The organism is Bradyrhizobium sp. F1.13.3 (assembly GCF_040548265.1).
Taxonomy (GTDB): domain Bacteria; phylum Pseudomonadota; class Alphaproteobacteria; order Rhizobiales; family Xanthobacteraceae; genus Bradyrhizobium.
In genome coordinates this window covers 979,644-1,003,362 of record NZ_JBEPRI010000002.1, presented here as the reverse complement: position 1 = coordinate 1,003,362, position 23,719 = coordinate 979,644, and the positions used below count along the sequence as shown (strand labels likewise).

21 protein-coding genes are annotated in these 23,719 nt (G+C 64.8%); 14 read left to right on the top strand and 7 right to left on the bottom strand.

Annotated features, from left to right (window positions below; all coding sequences use genetic code 11):
- Positions 1-196 precede the first annotated feature (196 nt).
- Positions 197-1,831, top strand: coding sequence for an alkaline phosphatase family protein (locus tag ABIB66_RS09550; RefSeq protein WP_354209642.1), 1,635 nt, complete (start codon positions 197-199; stop codon positions 1,829-1,831).
- Between the two features lie 247 nt (positions 1,832-2,078).
- On the opposite strand, the gene ABIB66_RS09545 is transcribed toward ABIB66_RS09550, so the two are convergent.
- The gene (locus ABIB66_RS09545; RefSeq protein WP_354209643.1) at positions 2,079-3,044 is read right to left on the bottom strand and encodes a Bug family tripartite tricarboxylate transporter substrate binding protein; all 966 of its coding nucleotides are present in this window, start codon (positions 3,042-3,044) and stop codon (positions 2,079-2,081) included.
- Positions 3,045-3,210: 166 nt separating this feature from the next.
- Here ABIB66_RS09545 and proB point away from each other — a divergent pair, with 166 nt between their 5' ends.
- The 10 genes from proB to ABIB66_RS09495 all read left to right on the top strand — a co-directional run bounded on the left by proB (position 3,211) and on the right by ABIB66_RS09495 (position 12,983).
- Positions 3,211-4,332, top strand: a complete 1,122-nt coding sequence (gene proB, locus ABIB66_RS09540; RefSeq protein WP_354209644.1) for a glutamate 5-kinase — start codon at positions 3,211-3,213, stop codon at positions 4,330-4,332.
- Between the two features lie 266 nt (positions 4,333-4,598).
- Positions 4,599-5,894: a glutamate-5-semialdehyde dehydrogenase gene (locus tag ABIB66_RS09535; RefSeq protein WP_354254719.1), complete on the top strand. Its 1,296-nt coding sequence runs from the start codon at positions 4,599-4,601 to the stop codon at positions 5,892-5,894.
- 20 nt (positions 5,895-5,914) lie between these two features.
- The gene (locus tag ABIB66_RS09530) at positions 5,915-6,559 is read left to right on the top strand and encodes a nicotinate-nucleotide adenylyltransferase (RefSeq protein ID WP_354209646.1); all 645 of its coding nucleotides are present in this window, start codon (positions 5,915-5,917) and stop codon (positions 6,557-6,559) included.
- Between the two features lie 238 nt (positions 6,560-6,797).
- Positions 6,798-7,154 (top strand): ribosome silencing factor, encoded by a 357-nt coding sequence (gene rsfS, locus ABIB66_RS09525; protein ID WP_007604366.1) that lies wholly within the window; start codon positions 6,798-6,800, stop codon positions 7,152-7,154.
- Between the two features lie 94 nt (positions 7,155-7,248).
- Positions 7,249-7,731, top strand: a complete 483-nt coding sequence (gene rlmH, locus ABIB66_RS09520) for a 23S rRNA (pseudouridine(1915)-N(3))-methyltransferase RlmH (RefSeq protein ID WP_354209647.1) — start codon at positions 7,249-7,251, stop codon at positions 7,729-7,731.
- Positions 7,732-7,764: 33 nt separating this feature from the next.
- Complete coding sequence (locus ABIB66_RS09515) at positions 7,765-9,111, top strand: murein hydrolase activator EnvC family protein (RefSeq protein ID WP_354209648.1); 1,347 nt, start codon at positions 7,765-7,767, stop codon at positions 9,109-9,111.
- Positions 9,108-10,463: a S41 family peptidase gene (locus tag ABIB66_RS09510; RefSeq protein ID WP_018459850.1), complete on the top strand. Its 1,356-nt coding sequence runs from the start codon at positions 9,108-9,110 to the stop codon at positions 10,461-10,463. The genes ABIB66_RS09515 and ABIB66_RS09510 overlap by 4 nt, the downstream gene beginning before the upstream one ends.
- 144 nt (positions 10,464-10,607) lie before the next feature.
- Positions 10,608-11,840, top strand: a complete 1,233-nt coding sequence (locus ABIB66_RS09505) for a divergent polysaccharide deacetylase family protein (protein ID WP_354209649.1) — start codon at positions 10,608-10,610, stop codon at positions 11,838-11,840.
- Between the two features lie 75 nt (positions 11,841-11,915).
- A complete protein-coding gene (locus ABIB66_RS09500; protein WP_007604352.1) occupies positions 11,916-12,419 on the top strand; it encodes an RNA pyrophosphohydrolase in 504 nt (167 codons plus the stop codon).
- A 63-nt stretch (positions 12,420-12,482) separates the two neighbouring features.
- The gene (locus ABIB66_RS09495) at positions 12,483-12,983 is read left to right on the top strand and encodes an RNA pyrophosphohydrolase (protein ID WP_275174176.1); all 501 of its coding nucleotides are present in this window, start codon (positions 12,483-12,485) and stop codon (positions 12,981-12,983) included.
- Between the two features lie 189 nt (positions 12,984-13,172).
- Here ABIB66_RS09495 and ABIB66_RS09490 read toward each other — a convergent pair whose 3' ends face one another.
- From ABIB66_RS09490 to ABIB66_RS09470, 5 genes are all read right to left on the bottom strand, one after another.
- Positions 13,173-13,580 carry a F0F1 ATP synthase subunit epsilon gene (locus tag ABIB66_RS09490; RefSeq protein WP_354209650.1) on the bottom strand — a complete coding sequence of 136 codons (408 nt, stop codon included), beginning with the start codon at positions 13,578-13,580 and terminating at the stop codon, positions 13,173-13,175.
- A gap of 86 nt (positions 13,581-13,666) precedes the next feature.
- The gene (gene atpD, locus ABIB66_RS09485; protein WP_275174178.1) at positions 13,667-15,109 is read right to left on the bottom strand and encodes a F0F1 ATP synthase subunit beta; all 1,443 of its coding nucleotides are present in this window, start codon (positions 15,107-15,109) and stop codon (positions 13,667-13,669) included.
- Between the two features lie 52 nt (positions 15,110-15,161).
- Positions 15,162-16,037: a F0F1 ATP synthase subunit gamma gene (locus ABIB66_RS09480; RefSeq protein ID WP_007604344.1), complete on the bottom strand. Its 876-nt coding sequence runs from the start codon at positions 16,035-16,037 to the stop codon at positions 15,162-15,164.
- Between the two features lie 152 nt (positions 16,038-16,189).
- A complete protein-coding gene (gene atpA / locus ABIB66_RS09475) occupies positions 16,190-17,719 on the bottom strand; it encodes a F0F1 ATP synthase subunit alpha (protein ID WP_106945574.1) in 1,530 nt (509 codons plus the stop codon).
- Entirely contained in the window at positions 17,719-18,279 is a 561-nt protein-coding gene (locus tag ABIB66_RS09470) for a F0F1 ATP synthase subunit delta (protein ID WP_007604340.1), read from the bottom strand. The genes atpA and ABIB66_RS09470 overlap by 1 nt, the downstream gene beginning before the upstream one ends.
- A gap of 646 nt (positions 18,280-18,925) precedes the next feature.
- On the opposite strand from ABIB66_RS09470, the gene ABIB66_RS09465 reads away from it, so the two are divergent.
- Positions 18,926-19,435 (top strand): septal ring lytic transglycosylase RlpA family protein, encoded by a 510-nt coding sequence (locus ABIB66_RS09465; RefSeq protein WP_354254718.1) that lies wholly within the window; start codon positions 18,926-18,928, stop codon positions 19,433-19,435.
- A gap of 161 nt (positions 19,436-19,596) precedes the next feature.
- Here the strand turns inward: ABIB66_RS09465 and ABIB66_RS09460 are convergent, their stop codons facing one another.
- Positions 19,597-21,807, bottom strand: a complete 2,211-nt coding sequence (locus tag ABIB66_RS09460; protein ID WP_354209651.1) for a primosomal protein N' — start codon at positions 21,805-21,807, stop codon at positions 19,597-19,599.
- Positions 21,808-21,918: 111 nt separating this feature from the next.
- Between ABIB66_RS09460 and ABIB66_RS09455 the strand changes: the two genes are divergently transcribed.
- Together ABIB66_RS09455 and ABIB66_RS09450 are read left to right on the top strand one after the other, a co-directional pair.
- Positions 21,919-22,884, top strand: a complete 966-nt coding sequence (locus ABIB66_RS09455) for a tyrosine recombinase XerC (RefSeq protein WP_354209652.1) — start codon at positions 21,919-21,921, stop codon at positions 22,882-22,884.
- A gap of 100 nt (positions 22,885-22,984) precedes the next feature.
- A complete protein-coding gene (locus ABIB66_RS09450; RefSeq protein WP_354209653.1) occupies positions 22,985-23,575 on the top strand; it encodes a DUF4337 domain-containing protein in 591 nt (196 codons plus the stop codon).
- The last annotated feature ends 144 nt before the right edge of the window (positions 23,576-23,719 follow it).

Below are 23,719 nucleotides of genomic sequence, written 5' to 3'. Positions count from 1 at the left end.
CCACAGGCAGAGTTTTGGCGAAGACTCGTGGCTCGGTACTCCCGCCGACCACGATTGATAAATCACGCGGTATGGGTCCCGGCCTTCGCCGGGACGACGTTGGAATGTGAAGTTGCGAGAAGGCGCATCACCCCCTTCTTGTCTTCGCGCCTTCGATAGCGCAGCATCGGCAATCAAGATACGGCAGGGATGATTCATGGCGCGCGCGAAGAACGTTCTCTGGATCATGTGCGACCAGCTTCGCTATGACTATCTCGGCTGCACCGGCCATCCCACGCTGAAGACGCCGAACATCGACGCCATGGCGAAGCGCGGCGTGCTGTTCAGCAAGGCCTATGTGCAGTCGCCGATCTGCGGCCCGTCGCGGATGTCGTTCTACACCGGGCGCTACATGCGCTCGCACGGCTCGCACTGGAACGGCTGGCCGTTGCGGGTCGGCGAGCCCACCCTCGGCGATCACCTCAAGAACCTCGGCGTGCGCAACGTGCTGGTCGGCAAGACCCACATGGCGCCCGATCTCGAAGGCATGAAGGCGCTCGGCATCCCGCCGGAATCGATGATCGGCGTGCACGTCGCCGAATGCGGGTTTGAGCCCTATGAGCGCGACGACGGCCTGCATCCCACGGGGCGACCGCGTCCGAAATACGACGAATATCTGCGCCAGCAGGGTTTTGATGCGCCCAATCCCTGGGAGCATTGGGCCAATTCCGGCGCGGCCGAGGACGGCTCGCTCCAGAACGGCTGGCTGCTCGTGCACGCCGACAAGGCCGCGCGCGTGCCGGATGAGCATTCCGAGACGCCCTACATGACGCGCCGCGCGATGGACTTCATCGGCGAGGCCGAGACCGACGGCAGGCCATGGTGCCTGCATCTGTCCTACATCAAGCCGCACTGGCCCTATATCGCGCCCGAACCTTACGCCAGCATGTATTCGGCATCGGACATGATCCCGGTGATCCGCTCCGAGCGCGAGCGCCAGAATCCGCATCCGGTGTTCGGCGCCTATATGGACATGCGCTACTCCCGCAACATGGCGCGCGACGATGCCCGCGAGAAGGTGATCCCGACCTATATGAGTCTGATCACCCAGATCGACGACCAGATGGGCGTGCTGATGAAATTTCTCGAGGAGCGCGATCTGCTGGACACCACCATGATCGTGTTCACCTCCGATCACGGCGATTATCTCGGCGATCACTGGATGGGCGAGAAGGACCTGTTCCACGAGCAGTCGGCGAAGATTCCGTTGATTGTCATTGATCCCTCGAAGGAGGCGGATGCGACGCGCGGCACGTGCAACGATGCGCTGGTCGAAGCCATCGATCTCGCGCCGACCTTCGTCGACTATTTCGGCGGCAAGGTGCCGGGCCACATCCTCGAAGGGCGCTCGTTGCTGCCGCTGCTGCGCGGCGAGAGCCCGCCGGATTGGCGCAAGGTGGCGTTCTCCGAATACGACTATGTCATGCAGGACGTGCGGCTGAAGCTGAACCAGCCGATCGAGCGCTGCCGCCTGTTCATGGTGTTCGACGGCCGCTGGAAATACATCCACGCCTCCGGCTTCCGTCCGATGCTGTATGACCTCGAAACCGATCCGGAAGAGTTTCTGGATCGCGGCGACGATCCTGAGTGCGCCGGCATCATCGCGCGATTGCAGGCGGAATTGTTCGACTGGGCGCTGCATCCCAACGACCACATCACGACACCGCGCGAGAAGATCGCCGCCTACGCCGACAACCAGCTCCAGGTGAAGGGCGGCATCCTGATCGGCATCTGGGATGAAGCAGAGCTGGCGTCGATCAAGGACGGCATCGCGCAGCGCGCGAAGCTGTGAGGTGCGGGCAGCGTCTCAGTTTCGAGCTTGTGGCAACAACTCACAGATCTGAGCCAACAAGGCGCGAAGATCACTCCGCTCGAACGCTAATCGGGTTTGAAATGCGTTTTCATGAATGTGAACGCCGTTACAGACCTCATTCAGCGCATTGTTCAGCATGTACAATTCATCACGAGTCACTCGGAGATCAGCTTCTTCTTCATTGATTCTCAAACAGATCATCGTCCCAAGACCTCCCTTGCGAAGCTCAATTCTCGATCTTGTATCCCGTCGCCTTCACGATCGGCTGCCAGAACGCGGCGTTGGCGGCGAGCTCCTTCGTCAAGCCATCCGCACTGCTGCCCACCGGAATGAGCCCGATCGCGGTGAGTTTTTCCTTCACCTCGGGCTTGGCGAGCGCGGCGCTTGCGGCCGCGCCGAGCTTGCTCGCGAATTCCGGCGAGCTGCCGGCGGGAAGCCACATGCCGTACCAGGCGTCCGCGACGAGATCGATGCCGCTCTCCTTCAGCGTCGAGACTTCCGGAGCGAACGGCGAACGTTCGGCGCTCGCGACCGCGATGATCTTCACGCCCTTGGCGCGATGCTGCGGCAGCGCATCGGCCAACGTGACGATGCCGAACGAGATGTGACCGCCGATGATGTCGTTGAGGATGGGCGCGCTGCCCCGATAGGGCACGCGCGTCATGGGAATGCCGAGGTCTTTCTCGAGCTTGGAGCCCATGAAATGCGGGATGGTGCCGTTGCTCGGCACACCGAACGACGCCTTGTCCGGATGCGCTTTCAGCCAGGCAACAAATCCCTTGAAATCCGCGGCGTCGATCGCCGGACTGATGACGACGGCGAACTCAAACCGCGCCAGCAGCGACACCGGCACGAAATCCTTTGCGGTATCGAAGCTCGGGGTCGTCTCCACCATCGGCAGCAGGTACATCGTCGGCCCGGTCGTCACCAGCACCATGCTGCCGTCGGGGCTGCCCCCCTTCACCGCCTTGATGCCGATCAGACCGTCACCACCGGTGCGGTTCTCGACCACGATGGTCCGCTGCAGCGCCGGCGCCATCTCCTGCGCGATCAGCCGGCACAACGTGTCGCCGCCCGCTCCGGCCGCGAACGGGAAGATCATTTTTGTCAGCCCGACCTGAGCTTGCGCCGCGCCCGCTTGCGCCAACAACGGCAACCCGAGGCATCCGGCGATGAAGTTGCGGCGATCCATTGGTTTCCTCGTTGAGTCTATTATGGTTGGCGACAGTTAGAGCCAGACGAGCGTTCCGGACAAGCGCCGTTTACCGGGCCTGCCGCCTTGCGCCGGCCATCGTCCTGCTGCAAAAGCAGGCCTTACCGGCGCCGCTCTCCAGCACATACACACACCACATACACAGATGGCCAGCCCCGAACTCAGTCAATTCCGCCGCATCGTCGTCAAGGTCGGCTCCGCGCTGCTGGTCGATTCCGACAAGGGCGAGGTGCGCGCGTCCTGGCTTGCCGCGCTCGCCGACGACATGGCTAAGCTGCATCGCGAGGGGCGGGACGTTCTCGTCGTCTCTTCCGGCTCGATCGCGCTCGGCCGCAGCCGCCTGAAATTGCCGCGCGGCCCGCTGAAGCTGGAGGAGAGCCAGGCGGCCGCCGCCGTCGGTCAGATCGCGCTGGCGCGGATCTGGTCGGAGGTCCTTGGCGCCCACGGCATCGGCGCCGGCCAGATCCTGGTGACGCTGCAGGACACCGAGGAGCGCCGCCGCTATCTCAACGCGCGCTCCACCATCGGCAAGCTGCTGGAGTGGCGCGCGATCCCCGTGATCAACGAGAACGACACGGTCGCGACCAACGAGATCCGCTACGGCGACAATGACCGCCTCGCCGCGCGCGTCGCCACCATGGCGAGCGCCGACCTGCTGGTGCTGCTGTCCGACATCGACGGGCTTTACGATGCCCCGCCGAAGAACAACCCGAACGCCAAGCTCATTCTGGTCGTCGACAGCATCTCCTCGGAGATCGAGGCCGTCGCAGGCGACGCCGAGTCCGAGCTGTCGCGCGGCGGCATGCGCACCAAGGTCGAAGCCGCAAAAATCGCGACCACCGGCGGCACGCATATGCTGATCGCCTCCGGCAAGATCGAGCATCCCCTTCAGGCGATCGCCGATGGCGGCCGCTGCACCTGGTTCCTGACGCCCGCCAATCCCATTACGTCGCGAAAGCGCTGGATCGCGGGCTCGCTGGAGCCGAAAGGCACCCTGACGATCGACGCCGGCGCCGTCGCGGCGCTGCGCGCCGGCGCCAGCCTGTTGCCGGCCGGCGTGACCAAGGTCGAGGGCCAGTTCGCCCGCGGCGATGCCGTGATCGTGCGCGGCCCCGACAGCAGCGAGGTCGGCCGCGGCCTGATCGCCTACGACGCCGACGATGCCGAGCGGATCAAGGGCCACTCCTCCCCGGACGTCATGGCCATCCTCGGCATCAGCGGGCGGGCGGAGATGATCCACCGGGATGATCTGGTGGTGGGCGGGTAGCGCTCGGCAGGCGCCCAAACCGTCATGCCCGGGCTTGTCCCGCCTGCGCGGCCGAAGCCGCTTCGGCGAGGCGAAGGCCCGGGCATCCACGTTGTTTGGACCGCGTGGCAATCCGTGGATGGCCGGGACAAGCCCGGCCATGACGCCGTAGATGGGTCATTGGTCCAGCCGAACCAGCAAGTGAACCCCTGCCATACCCTCCCGACCCTTCGCAAAAGCGGGATTTCCGTGCTAGGACACCGCCTTAGCAGAAGGTTGAAACTCCCATGGCCGCCCCCCTCAAAGCCGTCGACGGCAATGCCGATCTTCAGGCGCTGATGACCGATCTCGGTACCCGTGCCCGCGCTGCCGCGCGCGTGCTGGCGCTGGCGCCGCCGGAGCAGAAGAACCGGGCGCTCGAGGCCATGGAGCGGGCGATCCGCAACAATGCAGCCGCGATCCTTGCCGCCAATGCCGAGGACGTCGCCGAGGCCCGCGCCTCCGGCAATGCCACCTCCTCCTTCATCGATCGCCTGACGCTGACGCCGGCGCGGGTCGAGGGCATGGCCGAGGGCATCGGCATCGTGCGCGGCATTGCCGATCCGGTCGGCATCGTCACCGAGAGTTGGCAACGGCCGAACGGCATGACCATCGAGCGCGTGCGCGTGCCGCTCGGCGTCGTCGGCGTGATCTTCGAGAGCCGGCCGAATGTTGCGGCGGACGCCGGCGTGCTGTGCCTGAAGTCGGGCAATGCCGTGATCCTGCGCGGCGGCTCCGACAGTTTCCGCTCCTGCCGCGCGATCCATGACTGCCTGGTGCAGGGCCTGCGCGAAGCGGGTCTCCCCGAGGCCGCGATCACGCTGGTGCCGACGCGCGACCGCGCGGCGGTGGGCATGATGCTGTCGGGATTGAACGGCGCCGTCGACGTGATCGTGCCGCGCGGAGGCAAGAGCCTCGTTGCGCGCGTCGAGCAGGAAGCGCGCGTGCCGGTGTTCGCGCATCTCGAAGGCGTCAACCACGTCTACGTCGACGGCAGCGCCGACCTCGCCATGGCAAAGTCGATCGTGCTCAACGCCAAGATGCGCCGCACCGGCGTCTGCGGCGCCGCCGAGACGCTGCTGGTCGATCGGGCCGCTGCCGGTAAAAACCTGAAGCCGCTGATCGAGATGCTGATCGAGGCCGGCTGCGAAGTGCGCGGCGACGACGCCGTGCAAAAGACCGATCCGCGCGTCAGACCTGCCAGCGCGGACGATTGGGACACCGAATATCTCGATGCGGTCATCGCGGCGAAGGTGGTGGACGGCGTCGACGGCGCGATCGCGCATATCCAGAATCACGGCTCGCACCATACCGATGCGATCGTGAGCGCCGATGAGAGCGCTGCGAAGAAATTCCTGAGCGAGGTCGATTCCGCGATCGTGCTGCACAACGCCTCGACGCAGTTCGCCGACGGCGGCGAGTTCGGCTTCGGCGCCGAGATCGGTATCGCCACCGGCAGATTCCATGCCCGCGGCCCGGTTGGCGCCGAGCAGCTGACGAGCTTCAAATATCGCGTTCACGGCACCGGGCAGACGCGGCCGTAGACGACGCAGGGCGCGGGGCATTGAGCAACAATTTCGTCGCGCCACGTTTCTTCGCGCAGGCCATACCGACCCATACCTCGGGCATGCGCATCGGCCTGCTCGGTGGCTCGTTCAATCCGCCGCACCAGGCCCATCGCGCGATCAGCCAGTTCGCGCTGAAACGCCTCCAGCTCGATCGGGTGTGGTGGTTGGTGACGCCAGGCAATCCGCTGAAGGAGAACGGCGCGCTGCACGAACTCGGCGAGCGCATGCAGGCGGCGCGCAACGTGGCCGACGATCCCAGGATCGAGGTGAGCTGTCTCGAATCCGTCATTCGCACGCGCTATACCATCGATACGATCAACACCTTGCGCCGCCGCCTCTCGGGCTTGCGCTTTGTCTGGATCATGGGCGCCGACAATCTCGCTCAATTCCATCGTTGGCAGCACTGGCGGCGCATCGCCGGTCAGGTGCCGATCGCGGTCATCGACCGCCCGCCACAGAGTTTTCGTGCCCTCGCCTCTCCCGCCGCCCAGGCGCTCAGACGCTACCGCTTGCCGGAGAATGAGGCGCCATTGCTTGCGGATCGGGCCGCGCCGGCCTGGGTGTTCCTGACCGGTATGAAGCTGAATCTCTCGTCGACCGGCTTACGGAACCCGGACGGAAGCTGGAAAGGTACGAAGTGAGTCAGATTGTGCGAACGCCATGCGGCCTTCGGGCTCTCTGGCATATTGAAACCCTTAACCCCACATGATGTAGTGTAACCAGTGGGCGCCGGATTCGGCGTTCGCGATACAGTGAAAGGAATGGTCCCTGACCACATCTGTATTGTCCAAGACAGCCTCACCCAAGACGGCTTCACCGAAGTCGGTTTTACCCAAGGTTGCCAAGCCTACGCGTAAAACATCGACCAAAGCTGCGGCCTTGAAGGCGCAACCCGACGCCGACAAGACGCTGAGCCTGATCCTCTCCCGCCTCGATGACATGAAGGCGGAAGAGACGGTCACCATCGACCTTCGCGGCAAATCGGCCTACTCCGACTACATGATCGTCACCACCGGCCGGGCCAACCGGCACGTTGGCGCGATCGCGGAGAACGTCGCCAAAGGCCTCAAGGAAAACGGCATCAAGAACATCCACGTCGAGGGCTTGCCCAATTGCGACTGGGTGCTGATTGATTCCGGCGATGTGATCGTGCACGTGTTCAGACCCGAGGTCCGCGAGTTCTACAGTCTCGAGAGATTGTACACGCAAGGCCCAGGGGCGGCGAAGGCGATCTGAGAGGCTGCTGGCCGATTTCGATCGGCTGACGCGCATGCTAGCGTCGTGCGCGCGCAGATCGCGCGCGGTCCAGAAAACGCGACCTGAACATATCATGCGCATAGCCGTCATTGCGGTGGGCCGGCTGAAGCAGGGCCCCGAACGGGAGCTTGCCGAGCGCTATTCCGAGCGGTTCGACGAGGCCGGCCGCAAGCTCGGATTCCGCGAGCTCGTCATCCACGAATTGCCCGAAAGCCGCGCGCGCGATACGGCGACGCGGATGGCCGAAGAGGCCGCGGCGATCTCCGCGCATATCCCCGAAAAATCGGTGCTGGTGGCGCTGGACGAACGCGGCCAGAATCTGGATTCGACCGTATTCGCACGGCATCTCGGCCGCTGGCGCGACGAGGGTGCCGGTCATACTATCTTCATGATCGGAGGGGCGGACGGACTTTCGCCCGAATTGCGCCGTAAGGCCAAGCTCGCGATCGCGTTCGGCTCTGCGACCTGGCCGCATCAAATGGTCCGCGTCATGCTTCTGGAACAGCTTTATCGGGCCGCCACCATTCTGGCCGGCCACCCCTATCACCGCGCGTGATCCGCGCCACAACGAGCACCTTTGCCTAAAGCGATGCGAGCGCCAATTCTCAACCTGCTGCTGATCGCCGGCGTTTTGGGCTCAAGTATTTTGGGCGCAAGCCTCGCGCAAGCTCAGACGCCTGCACCGCAGACTGCGGCCGTCGCGCCCGATGCGATCAAGCAGCGCGAGCAGGAGCTCGAAGCCGCGCGCGCCAGCAAGAAGAGCGCGGAGGAGGCGCAGGCCAAGCTCAAGGCCGAGATCACCTCGCTCGGCCAGGACCGCACCCAGCTCAATCAACAGCTGATCGACACCGCTGCCAATGTGCGCAGCGTCGAGACCAAGATCGACGAGGCCGAAGCGCGGCTGCGATCGCTGAACGGCCGCGAGCAGGCGATGCGCAGCTCGCTCGATTTACGCCGCGCCGACATCGTCGAGGTGCTGGCGGCCTTGCAGCGCGCCGGAAGGCGGACGCCGCCGGCGCTTCTGGTACGGCCCGAGGATGCCCTGCAATCGCTGCGCACGGCGATGCTGCTCGGTGCCGTGGTGCCGGAATTGCGCGGCCGCGCCGAGAAGATCGCGGGCGAGCTCGGCGAGCTCGTGGCCTTGCGCAAGACCATCGCGACCGAGCGCGACCAGCTCGCCTCCGACCGCGACAAGGTGCGCAACGACCAGACTCGGCTCGCGGCTCTGGTCGACGAGCGGCAGCGCCAGCAGGCGTCGCGTGAAAAGGATCTCGACGCCGAGAACGCGCGCGCCGTCGCGCTCTCGCGACAGGTCGGCGATCTCCAGGGGCTGATCGCCAAGATGGAGCAGGATCTGCAAAGCGCCGCCAAGGCGGCCGAGAAGGCGGCTGAGGCCGCCAGGCAGGCCGAGGCCAAGGCGGCTGCAAACGCGGCCGCCAGCGCCAAGACCGGCCCCGGCGCTTTCAAGGATCGTTCCCGGACCACCCCTGCGATGGCCTTCGCCGCGGCCAAGGGCCTCCTGCCTCTTCCAGTTAACGGTAACAAGATCAGGGATTTCGGCGGTTCCGACGGGCTCGGCGGGGTCCAGAAGGGCATTTCGCTGGCGACCAGGCCCGGCTCCCAGGTCACGACGCCGTGTGATGGCTGGGTTGTCTATGCCGGCCCCTTCCGCAGCTATGGACAACTCTTGATCCTCAATGCCGGGGGCGGGTATCATGTGCTGATCGCCGGGATGGAGCGCATTTCGGTCAACATCGGTCAGTTTGTGCTCACGGGGGAGCCTGTCGCGACCATGGGGTCGACTTCTCAAGTCGCCTCCATTCTCGCCACGAACGCGAGTCAACCTGTGCTCTATGTCGAGTTCCGCAAAGACGGCACTCCAATCGATCCAGGCCCATGGTGGGCCGCAAATGAAGGCGAGAAGGTTCGCGGATGATGCGCAAGACTTCAGTTATCCTCCTCAGCGCGGCCACCGGTGCGGCGCTGACGCTGTTCGTGACGCAACCGCGCGCAGTCTTCATGGGCTCCAGCGCGCGAGCCGCCACCGCCGACACCTATCGCCAGCTCAATCTGTTCGGCGACGTCTTCGAGCGCGTGCGCTCGGACTATGTCGAGAAGCCCGACGACACCAAGCTGATCGAATCCGCGATCAGCGGCATGCTCACCGGTCTCGATCCGCATTCGAGCTACATGGACGCCAAGAGCTTCCGCGACATGCAGGTGCAGACCCGCGGTGAGTTCGGCGGCCTCGGCATCGAAGTCACGATGGAAGACGGCCTGATCAAGGTGGTCTCGCCGATCGATGACACCCCGGCCTCGCGCGCCGGCGTCATGGCGAACGACATCATCACCAATCTCGACGACGAAGCTGTGCAGGGCCTGACCCTGAACCAGGCGGTCGAGAAGATGCGCGGTCCCGTCAACACCAAGATCAAGCTCAAGATCATCCGCAAGGGCCAGGACAATCCGATCGACGTCACGCTGGTGCGCGACAACATCCGCGTCCGCTCGGTGCGCGCTCGCGTCGAGGCAGACGACATCGCCTATATCCGCATCACGACCTTCAACGAGCAGACCACCGAAGGCCTGAAGCGCGAGGTCGCCAACCTCTCGAATCAGATCGGCGACAAGCTGAAGGGCTACGTCATCGACCTCCGCAACAACCCAGGCGGCCTGCTCGAGGAAGCGGTCACCGTCTCCGACTCTTTCCTGGAGAAGGGCGAGATCGTCTCGACCCGCGGCCGCAATGCCGAGGAGACCCAGCGCCGTACCGCACATACGGGCGACCTCACCAAGGGCAAGCCGGTCATCGTGCTGGTCAACGGCGGCTCGGCTTCGGCGTCGGAGATCGTCGCCGGCGCGCTGCAGGACCACAAGCGCGCGACCATCGTCGGCACGCGCTCGTTCGGCAAGGGCTCGGTGCAGACCATCATTCCGCTCGGCTCCGGCAACGGCGCGCTGCGTCTGACCACGGCGCGCTACTACACGCCGTCGGGCAAGTCGATCCAGGCCAAGGGCATCGTGCCCGACATCGAAGTGCTGCAGGACGTGCCCGACGAGCTGAAGTCGCGCACCGACACCAAGGGCGAAGCTTCGCTGCGCGGCCATCTCAAGAACGACGGCGACGAGAAGACCGGCTCGCAGTCCTACGTTCCGCCGGACGCCAAGGACGACAAGGCGCTCAAGCTCGCCGACGATCTGCTCCACGGCATCAAGAACAGCGCCTCCGCGGCGCCCACCCCGGGCGGTGACAAGGCCACGACCGACAAGCCCAAGGCGGCGAACTAACTCGGCGCATCGCGATCTGTCGAAAAGGGCGGCTCCTCGGGGCCGCCTTTTTTGCTTGGAACTCCTGATATCCCCGGCCTATCCCGGCCTGCCGCCGCTTGACCCCGGCGTGGTATCGTCCTCCCGAGTGATTCGGGATCGCGCATGACTGAAACGGCCGATGATCTGAGCGCCCCGCTCGGACGGGACAAGCCGCGCCGGAAACGCCGGCTGCGGCTGCCGTTCACGGCCATGCAGCTGCTGGCAGTCATGCTCGGCCTGTTCCTGGTCACCTTTGCCGGCTTCGCCATCTTCAACAAGGATCCGCTCGGCGGCGAGCCGATGACGCGGCTCGCGATCCGTGAGCCCAATCCCGCAGACAAGGCCGGCGACGACAAGCCGGCCGCGGTCGGCCACGGCCAGGACAGCAAACAGGAAAGCAAGCACGAGACCAGGGACGCACCGAAGCAGGCGGGCGAGCAGAAGACCGTCACCATGATCGACGGCTCCACCGGCACGCGCCACGACGTGGTGATCGGCGGCGATGCCGCCGGCAAGAGCGAGGCGGCCTCGGCCTCCGCACCGCCGCCCGTCATGGCCGGAATCGACCCAAAACTTCTTGAGAAATCGCGCTATGGCATGATCCCCGCGGTTTCCGGGGATCTGAAGCCGTTCAACGTCTATGCGGCGGATGCCGACCGCGCCAAAGCCGCCAAGATGCCGGTGGTCGCGATCCTGATCGGTGGCCTCGGCGTCGGCGCTGCCAAGACCACCGATGCCATCATGCGACTGCCGCCGGCGGTGACGCTGGCCTTTACGCCTTATGGCTCCGATCCAGGAAAACTCGCTGAGCGCGCCCGCGCTCAGCGCCACGAGATCTTTCTCCAGATCCCGATGGAGCCCTATGACTTCCCCGACAACGATCCGGGACCGCAGACGCTGCTGACCTCGCTAACTGCCGACCAGAACATGGACCGGCTGTACTGGCATCTGAGCCGGATGCAGGGCTATGCCGGCCTCACCAATTTCATGGGCGCCCGCTTCATCGCAACGGAGCCCGCGATGCAGCCGATCATCCGCGAGGCGGCCAAGCGCGGCCTCGGCTTCTTCGACGACGGCTCCTCGCCCCGCAGCATCGCGCCCCAGGCCGCCGGCAGCCAGGCGATGCCATTCGGCAAGGGCGATATCGCGATCGACGCGGTGCCGACCCCGGCCGAGATCGACCGCGCCCTGACCAAGCTCGAAGCGGCGGCGCGCGAGCGCGGCGTGGCCGTTGGCACCGCCTCGGCCCTCCCGGTCTCGATCGAGCGCATCGGCGCCTGGACCAAGACATTAGGCGACAGAGGTATCCTTTTGGTGCCATTGACAACCGCGATGCTGAAATCAAAATCCAGCTAAATCAACGGATTGGTACGGCACAGGCCCGCGGGGCCTGCTTCAGCCTTACCGACGGCATGCGAGAGGTCTGGCGGAATGGCGCGTTACGAGGATCTGCCCTACCGGACCTGCGTCGGCGTGATGTTGCTCAACAAGGACGGACTGGTGTTTATCGGCCGGCGTGCCGGCGGCATCGAGCATGTCGACGACACCCATGTCTGGCAGATGCCGCAGGGCGGCGTCGATCCCGGTGAGGACAATTGGGAGGCCGCCAAGCGCGAGCTCTATGAGGAGACCAGCGTGCGTTCCGTCGAGCGGCTCGGCGAGGTTCCGGACTGGCTCACTTACGACATTCCGCGCACGGTCGCCGGGCGCGCCTGGAAGGGCCGCTACCGCGGCCAGCGCCAGAAATGGTTCGCGGTCCGCTTCACCGGCAAGGACAGCGAGATCAATGTCGAAAAGCCCGGCGGCGGCCACAAGGCCGAGTTCGTGAGCTGGCGCTGGGAGCCGATGAAGAACCTGACCGGGCTGATCATCCCGTTCAAGCGCCCGGTCTACGAGCGCGTGGTGAAGGAATTTTCCGCGCTGGCGCAGGATTAGTTCAAGGCGCCATTCCAGGTTGATGCTAGAGCACAGCCTGGAATGACGACGAGAGATCGACGCGTGAGCACTGAAAAACCCTACCGTCCCAATGTCGGAATCGCGCTGTTCAATGCCGATGGCCGCGTGCTGATCGGGCACCGCTTCAAGGGCGACGGTCCCGAGATCATCCTGCCGGGCCTTGATTGGCAGATGCCGCAGGGCGGCGTCGATGAGGGCGAGGATTTGCGCGATGCCGCGCTGCGCGAGCTCTGGGAAGAGACCAGCGTCAAGAGCGCAATTTATCTCGGCGAGACCGACTGGCTGACTTACGAATTCCCGCCCTATGACGGGCCGCAGACGCATCGGCTGGCGAAATTCCGCGGCCAGCGCCAGAAGTGGTTCGCCCTACGCTTCACCGGCAAGGACGACGAGATCGATCCGCTGACGCCACGCAACGGGCAGCCCGCCGAGTTCGACGCCTGGCGCTGGGAGCGGCTCGATCGTGTCCCCGATGTCGTGGTGCCGTTCCGCCGCCACGTCTACAGCGCGGTGGCACAGCAGTTTGCGCCGTTCGCAAACTGAACGCAGAGGCCTTTCACCGCTTGGGACGGGCATGGGTGACCGCACAACCAGCCGCGGGCTCGCTCAGCCTCTCCCGCTTGCGGGAGAGATCTGCGTGGTGCAACAAAGTTTCAGCGCCCGCCACTTCCGTGACGAGCGCTGAACTTATTCAGGAATTTTCAGTCGAGCCCCGGCGCGGTGCACCGGGGCTTAGTGCATAGCCGTGCTGTTGAGCTCGTGCTGGATGCTCTTGAAGTGGTCGAGCCGCGCGATGGCTTGATCGAGCTCGCTGCCTTCGTGCTCCTTCAATCCCTCTTCCATCTCCGAGACGGTCGCGGCGAACTGGGCGCGGTCGAGCTCGGCCAGCGAGGTCGCGACGTCGGCGAGCACGGTCAGGCCCTTGTCGGAGACTTCGGCGATACCGCCGAGCACGATGATCTTCTCGTGCTTGCCGCCGCTGGTCACGGTGAGAATGCCGGGCCGGATCGCGGCCACGACCGGAGCGTGTCCCGCCAGCACGCCGAAGTCACCTTCGACGCCGGGGATATCGACCTGGTCGACCTCGCCCGAGAAGGCGAGCTTTTCTGGCGAGACGAGATCGAAGTGGAAGGTGGCCATGGGAAACCTGCGAATGGTGAGTAGCGAATTGCGAATGGAGCGGGAGCAGCGCGACTATTCGCTACTCCCCGCTCGCCCTTCGCAGCTTAGGCCGCCTCGGCCGCCAGCTTCTTGCCCTTCTCGATCGCCTCTTCGATGGTGCCGACCATGTAGAAGGCGGCTTCCGGCAGGTGGTCATACTTGCCTTCGCAGAGGCCGCGGAAGCCCTTGATGGTGTCCGCGAGGTCGACGAACTTGCCGGGCGAGCCGGTGAAGATTTCGGCGACGTGGAACGGCTGCGACAGGAAGCGCTCGATCTTGCGGGCGCGGGCCACCGTCAGCTTGTCCTCTTCCGAAAGCTCGTCCATGCCGAGAATGGCGATGATGTCCTGCAGCGACTTGTAGCGCTGCAGCACCTGCTGGACCTGACGCGCGGTGTCGTAATGCTCCTGGCCGACGACGAGCGGCGAGAGCATGCGCGAGGTCGAGTCGAGCGGGTCCACCGCCGGATAGATGCCCTTTTCCGAGATCGCGCGGTTCAACACCGTGGTGGCGTCCAAATGCGCGAACGAGGTCGCGGGCGCCGGGTCGGTCAAGTCGTCGGCCGGAACGTAAATGGCCTGCACCGAGGTGATCGAGCCCTTCTGCGTGGTGGTGATGCGCTCCTGCAGCGCGCCCATGTCGGTGGCGAGCGTCGGCTGGTAACCCACGGCGCTCGGGATACGACCGAGCAGCGCCGACACTTCAGAACCAGCCTGGGTGAAGCGGAAGATGTTGTCGACGAAGAACAGCACGTCCTGGCCCTGGTCACGGAAGTGCTCGGCGACGGTCAGACCGGTGAGGCCGACGCGGGCGCGGGCGCCGGGCGGCTCGTTCATCTGGCCGAACACCAGCGCGCACTTCGACTTGACGCTCGGATCGGGATTGTGCGGATCGGCGTTGACCTTGGACTCGATGAACTCGTGATAGAGGTCGTTGCCCTCGCGGGTACGCTCGCCGACGCCGGCGAACACGGAGTAACCACCGTGCGCCTTCGCGACGTTGTTGATCAGCTCCTGAATCAGCACGGTCTTGCCGACGCCGGCGCCGCCGAACAGGCCGATCTTGCCGCCCTTGGCGTAGGGCGCGAGCAAGTCGACGACCTTGATGCCGGTGACGAGAATTTCAGCTTCGGTCGACTGGTCGGTGTAGGTCGGCGCTTCCTGGTGGATGGCGCGCATGCCCTCCGACTGAATCGGGCCGGCTTCATCGATCGGCTCACCGATCACGTTCATGATGCGCCCGAGCGTGCCCGCGCCCACCGGCACCGAGATCGGCTGACCGGTGTCGGTCACTTCCTGGCCGCGGACCAGACCTTCGGTCACGTCCATCGCGATCGTGCGCACGGTGGACTCACCCAGATGCTGCGCAACTTCCAGCACGAGGCGGATGTTGCCGTTCTTGGTTTCCAACGAATTCAGAATGGCCGGCAGATGGCCTTCGAACTGAACGTCGACGACGGCGCCCATGACCTGGGTGACACGACCGACCTGGGTAGCTGCTGTAGCCATGAAGCTCTCCTTCGAAATTCTTTACTTGAACGACCGTCGTTTTGTTCGTGCGTCAGACCGCCTCGGCGCCGGAGATGATCTCGATCAGCTCCTTGGTGATCTGGGCTTGACGGGTTCGGTTGTAGATCTGGGTTTGCTTGCGGATCATTTCGCCCGCGTTGCGGGTGGCGTTGTCCATCGAGCTCATCTGCGCGCCATAGAACGAGGCGTTGTTTTCCAGCAGCGCGCGGAAGATCTGCACCGCGATGTTCCGCGGCAACAGGCCCGAGAGGAGTTCGTCTTCCTCCGGCTCGTAGTCGTAAGACGTCGACGGCGCGTTCGCCGCCTTTTCTTCCACGGTCAGCGGAATGATCTGCTGCGCGGTCGGGACTTGGGCAATCACCGACTTGAATTGCGCGTAGAACAGCGTGCAGACGTCGAATTCGCCGTTGTCGAAGCGGGCCAGAACCTTCTTGGCGATGTCCTCGGCGTTGAGAAAGCCGAGCTGACGAACGCCGCGCAGGTCGAGGTGCTCGACGATCTGCTTGTCGTACAGGCGGCGGAGCTGCTCGTAGCCCTTGCGGCCGACGCAGAAGAATTTGACTTCCTTGCCCTGCGCCATCAGCGCCTGGGCGCGCTCGCGCGCGAGGCGCACGATCGAGGAGTTGAACGCACCGGACAGGCCGCGCTCGCCGGTGCAGACCAGCAGCAGGTGAACCTGATCCTTGCCGGTGCCGCCCAGCAGCACCGGCGCGCCGGGCGAACCGGCGGCAGCGCTGGCGATGTTGGAGATCACCGCGCTCATCTTGTCGGCATAGGGCCGCGCCGCCTCGGCCGCTTGCTGGGCGCGGCGCAATCGGGACGCCGCGACCATCTGCATGGCCTTGGTGATCTTCTGCGTCGCCTTGGTGGAGGCGATGCGGACGCGCATGTCTTTAAGTGACGCCATTCTTCGTTCACCCCGGCGGTTCGACCCCTTGGATCAAGCCGCTAGCCTATCCCAGTCGTCATGCCCGGGCGTGTCCCGGGCATCCACGTTTTCGTTTCCATGCAGTGAGGCACGGAAGGCCGGGAGAAGAAGCCCGGCCTTTGCGCGTTCTCTTATGCGAAGCTCTTGGCGAAACCTTCGACCACCGACTTCAGCTTGGCGGCGCTGTCGTCGGAGAGATCGCGGCTGTCGCGGATCGCGTTGAGGATCTCGACATTCTTGCCGCGCAGCAGCGACAACAGACCGTCCTCGAACGCGCGCACCTTGTTGACCGGCAGCGGGTCGAGATAGCCGTTGGTGCCGGCCCAGATCACGCAGACCTGCTCTTCCATCTTCAGCGGCGCGAATTGCGGCTGCTTCAGGAGCTCGGTGAGACGCGAGCCGCGGTTGAGCAGGCGCTGGGTCGAGGCGTCGAGGTCGGAGCCGAACTGCGCGAACGCCGCCATTTCGCGGTACTGCGCGAGCTCGCCCTTGATCTTGCCGGCGACCTTCTTGGTGGCCTTGGTCTGCGCCGAGGAGCCGACGCGCGACACCGACAGACCGACGTTCACCGCGGGACGGATGCCCTGGAAGAACAGGTCGGTTTCGAGGAAGATCTGGCCGTCGGTGATCGAGATGACGTTGGTCGGAATGTAGGCCGACACGTCGTTGGCCTGGGTTTCGATGACCGGCAGCGCCGTCAGCGAGCCCGAGCCCTGGTCCTTGTTCAGCTTCGCCGCGCGCTCAAGCAGGCGGGAATGCAGATAGAACACGTCGCCCGGATAGGCTTCGCGGCCCGGCGGGCGGCGCAGCAGGAGCGACATCTGGCGGTAGGCGACGGCCTGCTTGGACAAATCGTCATAGATGATGACGGCGTGCATGCCGTTGTCGCGGAAGTACTCGCCCATGGTGCAGCCGGTGAACGGCGCGATGTACTGCATCGGCGCCGGATCGGACGCGGTGGCGGCGACGATGATCGAATATTCGAGCGCGCCCTGCTCTTCCAGCACCTTCACGAACTGGGCAACGGTCGAACGCTTCTGGCCGATCGCGACGTAGACGCAATACAGCTTGATATTCTCGTCCGGCTGCGCGTTGAGCGGCTTCTGGTTGAGGATGGTGTCGAGCGCGATCGCGGTCTTGCCGGTCTGACGGTCACCGATGATCAGCTCGCGCTGGCCGCGGCCGATCGGGATCAGGGCGTCGATCGCCTTGAGACCGGTCGCCATCGGCTCGTTCACCGATTTGCGCGGAATGATGCCGGGCGCCTTGACGTCGACGCGCATGCGCTTGTCGGCCTGGATCGGGCCCTTGCCGTCGATGGGATTGCCGAGCGCGTCGACGACGCGACCGAGCAGGCCCTTGCCGACCGGCGCGTCCACGATGGCGCGGGTGCGCTTGACGGTCTGACCTTCCTTGATCTCGCGGTCGGCGCCGAAAATCACGATACCGACGTTGTCGGTTTCGAGGTTCAGCGCCATGCCGCGGGTGCCGTTCTCGAACTCGACCATTTCACCGGCCTGGACGTTATCCAGACCGTAAACGCGGGCGATACCGTCGCCGACGGACAGCACCTGTCCGACTTCGGAGACTTCAGCTTCCTGGCCGAAATTCTTGATCTGGTCCTTGAGGATCGCGGAAATTTCCGCGGCGCGGATGTCCATCAGCCTGCCTCTTTCATCGCGTGCTTGATCGAATTGAGTTTGGTGCGAAGCGAACTATCGATCATCCGGCTGCCAAGCTTGACCACGAGGCCACCGATGATCGAGGGATCGACCTTCACGTTGAGCGCGACGTCCTTGCCGGTCACCGACTTCAGGGCAACCTTGAGGGCGTCGAGATTCTTGTCCGATAGCGCTTCCGCCACGGTGACGTCGGCCGTGGCCTCGCCCTTGAACCTGGCGACCAGGGCGCGATAGGCGCGAATGACGTCAGCCACCGCGAACAGGCGACGATTGGCGGTCAGCACTTTCAGGAAATTGGCCGAGATGCCGGCGATGCCCGCCTTGTCCAGCACGGCCGAGAGGGCCCTGGACTGGGCATCGGCCGCGAACACGGGGCTGCGGACGAGGCGCTTCAGATCGGCGCTTTCGTTCAGCATGCCCTCGAATTTCTCGAGATCGGCTTTGACCTCGTCGACCACTTTCTGGTCACGGGCCAGTTCAAACAAGGCCGTTGCATAACGGCCCGACACACCGGAAACGGACGTATCTTCTGCAGCCACAGACGCGCTCTTTTTGCTGTCAAACTCGCAAGGGAAAAACCGTCGCCACGAAGCGGCGCCTAGCGATCCAAGCCCTTGGAATTCAAGCGGGACTTCGATTTTCGACCCCGCACGGAAGTGCCGGGCTCGTTAAAATCGCGGCTTTGCTAACATAGCAGGCGCGCACGTGCAACATGACGCCAAATTAAAGGCAGGGCGTTCTGTCGCCAGTTCGTCGCACTGCACGGCGACGCGACGACGACCTGCCACGCCGCGGAATTGCCACAGCGCTTAAGCCAGCCCTTGAGCCGACGTCGGCCATTAGTTCCTGCCGTCAGCGCATAGCGGCCATGAACACGGATCGCTGAGGCGTGATTCCCGGCGCGCCGGTTTCACTCGCCGAATACTTACTCAATTCTAAACGCAGGAACGGATGACTTCGTTTTACAGTATTTGCAAGTAATCCAGAGGTTAATGAATCGTTAAAATGCAAGATTACGGAATATCGGCCGAACATCCCCGCCGGTAACAAGATATTACATGAAGACACAGAACGGATTTACTGCCCAATTCACGCCTCATTAGGAATCGAAACGCGGTCCCGCTCGCAAACTTACGGGGGCTCCACTTGCCACATATGTGGCAATACTAGCTTAGGGACCAATAGATGCTTTGTTTGAAGACGCTGGGCAGTGTGACCCGGCCGCGTACGGCGATCGCTTTTGTTGCCGCAACTTTCCTTATCGGTGGAACTGCCACCGAAGCTTCCGCCAAATCCCGGCATCACCATCGGTATTCCCACCATCATCACCGCCACCTGGCCCAGAACGATGCCAAAGCGACCTCTGATTGGCGTAACGCCAATGCGTCGATGACGCCGTCGCAGGGCACCGGACGTTCCTTCTCCGGCATGGCTTCCTTTTACGGAAACGAGTCCGGCAGCAGGACTGCCTCGGGCCAGCGCTTCAACCAGAACGCCATGACCGCGGCGCACCGTTCGCTGCCGTTCGGGACCAAGCTGCGCGTTACCCACGGTGGCTCGAGCGTCATCGTCACCATCAACGACCGTGGCCCGTTCATTCGCGGCCGTGTCCTCGACCTCTCCACGGGCGCTGCCCGGGCCATCGGCCTCACCGGCGCCGGCGTCGGCCGCGTCACCGCGGAAGTCGTCTCCTAAGACGCGCGACGCGCGAAACAAGCCCGCCGTCTTGGGGGACGGCGGGCTTTTTGTTTGCATTTTCGTAGCCCGGATGGAGCGCAGCGTAATCCGGGGGTCTTTGCGCGGATCGACATGTCCCGGATTGCGCTTCGCTTCATCCGGGCTACAGGCACAGGGCCTTATAAAAAGCTCTGCGGATCGACGTCGACTTCGAGCTTTTGATTGCCCTTCGGCTTCGGGCATACGGCAAGCCAGTTGCGCAGATAATCCGACAGGTCGAACCCGCGCGCCGATTTCACCAGGATGCGGAATCGGTAGCGGCCCTTGATGACCGCGAGCGGGGCTTCCGCCGGACCCAGCACCACCACGCGCTCGTCGCGCGGCGCGAGCGCGACGAGGTGGCGGCCAAAGCCTTCGGCGCTCGGCCGGTCGCCGGCGGAAATGATCAGGCTCGCGAGCCGCCCGAACGGCGGATAGAGCGTGCGTTCGCGCAAATCGATCTCGCTGTCGTAGAAGGCTTCGCGGTCGCAGGCGATCAGCGCCTTCATCACGGGATGATCGGGCTGGTGGGTCTGGAGATAGCCGACGCCACGGCCCTGCTCGCGCCCGGCGCGGCCGATCACCTGGTTGAGCAATTGCCAGGTGCGCTCGGAGGCGCGCGGATCGCCATTGGAGAGGCCGAGATCCGCATCGACCACGCCGACCAGATTAAGCCGCGGGAAATTGTGGCCCTTGGCGACGAGTTGAGTGCCGATGATGACGTCGACGCGGCCCTCCGCAATGTCATTCAGCTCGGAGCGCATCGTCTCGATCGAGGTGATGAGATCGCTCGACAGCACCATGGTGCGCGCTTCCGGGAACAGCGCCGCCGCTTCCTCCTGCAGCCGCTCGACACCGGGCCCGACCGCGACCAGCGATTCCTCCGCCGCGCAATGCGGACAGGTTTGCGGGCGCGGCATCGAGAAGCCGCAATGGTGACAGACGAGGCGCTGGCGGAAGCGGTGATCGACCAGCCAGGCATCGCAGATGGTGCAGGCGAAGCGATGGCCGCAGGCGCGGCACAGCGTCAACGGCGCATAGCCGCGGCGATTGAGGAACAATAGCGCCTGCTCGCGCCGCTCGATCGCGGTCCTGATCTCGGAGGCCAGCCGCGGCGAGATGAAGCGGCCGCGCGCCGGCGGCTCGCGGCGCATGTCGATGGCCTCGATATGCGGCATGTGCTGGCCGCCGAAGCGCGACGGCAGCGCGATGCGCTGATAGCGGTTCTTGCGCGCATTGACCTCGGATTCGACCGAGGGCGTCGCCGACGCCAGCACGATCGGGACCTTTGCGATATGGGCGCGCACCACCGCCATGTCGCGGGCGTGATAATGCACGCCCTCGTCCTGCTTGTAGGCCTGGTCGTGCTCTTCATCGACAACGATGAGGCCGAGATTGGCGTAGGGCAGAAACAGCGCCGAGCGCGCGCCGACCACGACCGGCGCGCTGCCTTCGGAGATCGCCGCCCAATTGCGCGCGCGGGTACGCGGCGTCAGCTCGGAATGCCATTCCAGAGGACGCACGCCGAACCGCTGCGCGAAGCGATCGAGAAACTGGCCGGTGAGCGCGATCTCCGGCATCAGGATCAGCGACTGTTTTCCGCGGCGGATCGCCTCGGCCACGGCTTCGAAGTAAACCTCGGTCTTGCCCGAGCCGGTGACACCGTCGAGCAGCGCGACGTGAAAGCTGCCGTTGGCGGCGAGCGCGCGCATCGCATCGACCCCGGCGCGCTGGAGCGGCGAAAAATCGGGCCGGCTGAAATCCGGATCGGGGGCCGGCGGCGGCGGAGGCGGCGGCATCGGCTCGACCGTGAGCGTGCCTTCGTCGACGAGACCGTCGATCACGCCGGCCGAGACGCCGGCCTCCTTGGCCGCCTCGGATTTGCCGTGCAGCAGCCGGTCCGACAGCACCTCGATCAGGCGCTGCCGCGCCGGCGTCAGCCGCCGCGGGGGATCGCCGACCAGGCGCACGCCGGCGCGCACCCGCTCGGGGCCGAGGTTCTCACCCATCCGCAGGCACATGCGCAGCACCATGCCGCGCGGGCTCAGCGTGTAATTGGCGATCCAGTCCACGACCGCACGCAGCTCGGGCTTCAACGGCGGGATGTCGAGCTTTTCGCTGACCTCCTTGAGGCGGTTGTGCAGGCGCGGATCCGGATTGGCGTTTTCGGCCCAGACCACGGCGAGCACCTCGCGCGGGCCGAGCGGCACGCCGATAATATCGCCCGCCTTCAGCTCCATCCCGCGCGGCACCTTGTAGGAATAGGTCTGGTCGAGCGCGACCGGCACCAGCACGTCGACCATGCGGGTCGCGTTGGCGGAGACGGCGTTGCTGCGCGACGTGTGATCCATGGAGGGGGAATCGGAACCTGGGGCTTCAAGGCTAGCGCCCGGAGGCGGCCTTAGCGAACGATAAACGAGTGTGATGCGATATACTGAGTGGAATCACCACGTCCAGAGCGCATGAGCAAAGCGGCCGCCCCACAAATCGAGCTCGCCAGCGCCGATCCTGATATCGCGCAGGAGATGACGCGCTGGCTGTCGCATCTCGGCGCGGAGCGGCGGTTGTCGCCGAAGACGCTGGAAGCCTATGCCCGCGATTTGCGGCAGTGCCTGGATTTTCTCTGCGGACATTGGGGCGAGCGGGTGACGCTCAAGCGCTTCGCCGCGCTGGAGGCCACCGATGTCAGGGCCTTCATGGCGATGCGCCGCGCCGACGATATTGCCGGCCGCTCGCTGATGCGCGCGCTCGCGGGCCTGCGTTCGTTCGGCCGCTTCCTCGAGCGCGAAGGCAAGGGCAAGGTCGGCGCGCTCTCGGCGATCCGCGCGCCGAAAGTCGCAAAGAGCCTGCCAAAGCCGCTGCCGATGGCTTCCGCCAAACGTCTTGCGGACGCCGACGAGCGCGCCGGCGAGGACCGCGAGACCTGGATTTTGGCGCGTGACGCCGCGGTGATGGCTCTCCTCTACGGCTCGGGCCTGCGCATCTCCGAAGCGCTGGGGCTGACGCGCCGCGAGGTGCCGCGTCCCGGAGAAGGCGACGTGCTGATCGTCACAGGCAAAGGCAACAAGACCCGCATGGTGCCGGTGCTGCAGAACGTACTCGCGCTCGTGCAGGAGTACGTCGCGATGTGCCCGTATCCGCTGCCAGCCGAGGGCCCGATCTTCGTCGGCGCGCGCGGCGGGCCGTTGAGCCCGCGTATCATCCAGCTCGCGATGGAGCGGCTGCGCGGCGCGCTCGGCCTGCCCGACAGCGCCACGCCGCACGCGCTCCGGCATTCCTTCGCCACGCATCTGTTGTCACGCGGCGGCGATTTGCGCGCGATCCAGGAATTGCTCGGCCATGCCTCGCTCTCGACCACGCAGATCTATACCGGCATTGATGCCGAGCGTCTGCTGGAAGTCTATGCCAGCGCGCATCCGCGGCGGTGATGCTGACATGAAGCTGTCATAGCAAGCCTCCAGGCGCGCATGCCTCTTGCGCGGCGCCCGCGGTTCGGTCAATCGTGGCGAACCGAGCCAGGAGGGACTTATGAGCGCACATGAAAGCATGGAGCATGCCGAGCACGCCGAACACGCGTCCGGCTCGAACAAGAAGATCGCGCTCCTGATCGCTGTCCTGGCGCTTTTCCTGGCGATCTCCGAGACGCTCGGCAAGGGCGCCCAGACCGAATCGATCAGCAAGAACGTCGAGGCTTCCAACCTCTGGGCCTTCTTCCAGGCCAAGAGCATCCGCCGCACCATGGTGCAGAGCATGGCGGACCAGGGCAAGCTCATCCTCGGCGCGGCGAGCGACGAGGGCAACAAGGTGGCGGTGCAGAAGCAGATCGAGGACTGGCAGAAGACCGCGCAGCGCTACCGCTCCGAGCCGGAGACCGGCGAAGGCACCGAGCAGCTGGCCGAAAAGGCCAAGCACGCCGAGCATGAGCGCGACGAGGCCACTGCGAAATATCATCACTTCGAACTGGCGTCCGCCGCCTTCCAGATCGGCATCGTTCTGGCCTCAGCCACCATCATCACCGGCATGATCGCGCTCGCCTATGTCGCTGGCCTGCTGACGATCGGCGGGCTCGTCATGACCGGGCTCGGCCTGTGGTTGCCGCATCTGCTGCATTTGCATTAGCGAAAACGAGACGCGTGGTTTGACGCCGCACAAGCAGTGTCATGCCCCGGCTTGACCGGGGGCATCCAGTACGCCGCGGCTTCTCCGTATCCATTGCCGTCTCTGGAATACTGGATCGCCCGGTCAAGCCGGGCGATGACAGCG